The sequence below is a fragment of the Streptosporangium sp. NPDC048047 genome, assembly GCF_040653115.1.
GTDB lineage: Bacteria > Actinomycetota > Actinomycetes > Streptosporangiales > Streptosporangiaceae > Streptosporangium.
Map to the genome: position 1 here is coordinate 1 of NZ_JBEZNH010000128.1, position 2,585 is coordinate 2,585.

A 2,585-nucleotide genomic window follows, 5' to 3' on the forward strand; every position below is an offset into this window, starting at 1 on the left:
CCCACACCGATTTTGTTGTGTGGGTGAGTGGTGTTCAGACTTGTGCTCTCCCGATCGGCCGCCGAGCGCCGGCGGCCGTCTCCCGGGGAGGCCCGGGAGACGGATCCGGGAGACGGGCACCGGGAGACGCCCGTCACATCGCCGTCGTCCCCCGGCGCGGACGGGCCGCGTCAGCCCTTGACGCAGACGAGCTGGCGCAGCCGGGCGACGACCTCGACCAGGTCGGACTGCGCGGCCATGACGGACCGGATGTCCTTGTAGGCGCCGGGGATCTCGTCGATCACGCCGGTGTCCTTGCGGCACTCCACGCCGTCGGTCTGCTTCTTCAGGTCGGCGAGGGTGAAGGTCCGCTTCGCCTTGCTGCGGCTCATCCGGCGACCGGCACCGTGTGAGGCGGAGTTGAACGCCGCGGCGTTCCCCAGGCCCTTCACGATGTAGGTGCCGGTCGCCATCGAGCCGGGGATGATGCCGAGATCGCCGGATCCCGCGCGGATCGCGCCCTTGCGGGTGACGAGCACATCCACGCCGTCGTACCGCTCCTCCGCCACGTAGTTGTGGTGGCAGGAGATCGGCTGCTCGAAGGTGACGCCGGGCAGCTGGCGCCGGAGCACGTCGCAGGCCAGGGCCATCATGACCGTCCGGTTGCGCCGCGCGTAGTCCTGCGCCCAGAACAGGTCGCGGCGGTAGGCGTCCATCTGCGGCGTGCCCCCGACGAACACCGCGAGGTCGCGGTCGGGCAGGTCCTGGTTGTGCGGCAGCGCCCGGGCCCGCCCGATGTGGTACTCCGCCAGCTCCTTGCCGATGTTGCGCGAGCCGGAGTGCAGCACGATCCAGATCCCGTCCCGGTCGTCGGCGCAGACCTCCAGGAAGTGGTTGCCGCCGCCGAGGGTGCCCATCTGCGCCTCGGCGCGCTCCCGCTTCGGGTGCACGGCCGGGGCGAGGCGCTCGAAGTCCTTCCAGAAGCCCTCCCAGCCGGCGGTCCGGACCCCGTGCAGCCTGGCCGGGTCGACCGGGGTCTTGTGCAGGCCGAAGCCGACCGGGATCGCCTGCTCCAGCTTCGAGCGCAGGCGGCCGAGGTCGTCGGGGAGGTCCGCGGCGGTGAGGGAGGTCTTCACCGCGGTCATGCCGCAGCCGATGTCCACGCCGACCGCGGCGGGCGAGACGGCGTCCCGCATCGCGATGACCGAGCCGACCGTCGCGCCCTTGCCGTGGTGGACGTCGGGCATCACGGCGACGCCGTGGGTCCAGGGGAGGTTCGCGACGTTGCGCAGCTGCCGCATCACCTCGGGCTCGATCCCGTCGGGGTCGGCCCACATGCGGATCGGGGCCCGTCCGCCGGCCACCTCGCTGAACGCCATCGTCGCATCGCCTCCTTCCGTACGGCCTGCCGATCGCTGCCGATCGCTGCTGATCGCTCCCAATGACGCCAGAACGCCCGGGAAGCCGCAACCGATTAAAGATCCCCGCATCCGCCACCGGAGCCGCGGCCCACGGGCCGGCCGCGGTGAACCGCGAGGTCAGGGCTGTGTCCGTGGCCTTCAGGGCGGCCGGGGGTCAGGCGGCGGTGATCTCGGTGCCGCGGGCCAGCAGCAGGACCACCCCGACCGCCGCCACCGCGATCGCAGTGGCGAACGGGACGCGCGGCGAGCGCCCGCCCAGCAGCGTCCCGGCTCCGGTGAGCGCGACGGCCGCGGCGAGGGCGGCCCAGCCTCCCGCGCCGGGCGGTCCCGGCGGGGCGAGGGCCAGCACCGCCGTGGCCGCCAGCAGCGGCAGCGGGACCAGCACGCGGACGCGGGCCTCCCCCAGCCGCTGCGGCCAGCCGCGGACCCCGGTGGCGAGATCGCCCGGGATGTCGGGCAGGACGTTGGCCAGGTGCGCGCCGCAGCCGAGCAGTGCCGCCGCCAGGACCGCCCACCAGGCGGGCCAGGGGTGGCCCGGCAGCCCGAGGGCCACGAACGCCGGCAGTGAGCCGAACCCCACGGCGTACGGCAGCCACGACAGCGCGGTGGCCTTCATCCTCAGGTCGTAGGCCCAGGCGGCGGCCACACCGATCAGGTGCGCGGTCCCGGCCGCGGGCCCGGAGGCCAGCGAGAGCGGCACGCACAGCGCCGCGGCCGACGCGGCGGCGGCCCACACCGTCCGCGCGCCCACCGCGCCCTCGGCGACAGGCTTGCCGGTACGGCCGGCCGCGACGTCCCTCCCGGCGTCCACCGCGTCGTTGCACCAGCCGATGGACAGCTGCCCGGCCAGCACCGCGGCGGCCGCCAGGACGCAGCCGGCGGCGTCGCGGCCGCTCGCCACGGCGAGCGCGGCCACCATGACGGTGACCGCCGCGGTCGGCCCCGGATGGCAGGCCCGCACCAGCGCCCACGCCACCCGGACCATGCCCGCCGGGCCCCGGCGGCCCTCCCGCCCGGCGGGGTGCCCGTGCTCCCGCGAATGCCCGCTCATCGTCACGGACCGATCGTAGAGGGGAGGGTCTCGCGGCGGCGCGTCGCCGCCTGGGGCGGGTGGGACGTCACACTACTGTTAGGGCCTGTACGGGGTTGAGATCAGTGGGATTCGCCTGCGCGATGGTTTGTCGT

General features: G+C 74.5%; 2 protein-coding genes. Both read right to left on the bottom strand.

Annotated features, from left to right (window positions below; genetic code table 11):
- Positions 1 to 170 precede the first annotated feature (170 nt).
- The gene (locus tag AB0D67_RS39015) at positions 171 to 1,358 is read right to left on the bottom strand and encodes an RtcB family protein (protein WP_362947462.1); all 1,188 of its coding nucleotides are present in this window, start codon (positions 1,356 to 1,358) and stop codon (positions 171 to 173) included.
- A gap of 196 nt (positions 1,359 to 1,554) precedes the next feature.
- The gene (locus AB0D67_RS39020) at positions 1,555 to 2,451 is read right to left on the bottom strand and encodes a UbiA family prenyltransferase (RefSeq protein ID WP_362947464.1); all 897 of its coding nucleotides are present in this window, start codon (positions 2,449 to 2,451) and stop codon (positions 1,555 to 1,557) included.
- Between the last annotated feature and the right edge of the window lie 134 nt (positions 2,452 to 2,585).

Coding starts and splice junctions, on each gene's coding strand:
- AB0D67_RS39015 (WP_362947462.1), bottom strand. CDS start 1,358: ATGGCGTTCAGCGAGGTGGCCGGCGGACGGGCCCCGATCCGCATGTGG.
- AB0D67_RS39020 (WP_362947464.1), bottom strand. CDS start 2,451: ATGAGCGGGCATTCGCGGGAGCACGGGCACCCCGCCGGGCGGGAGGGC.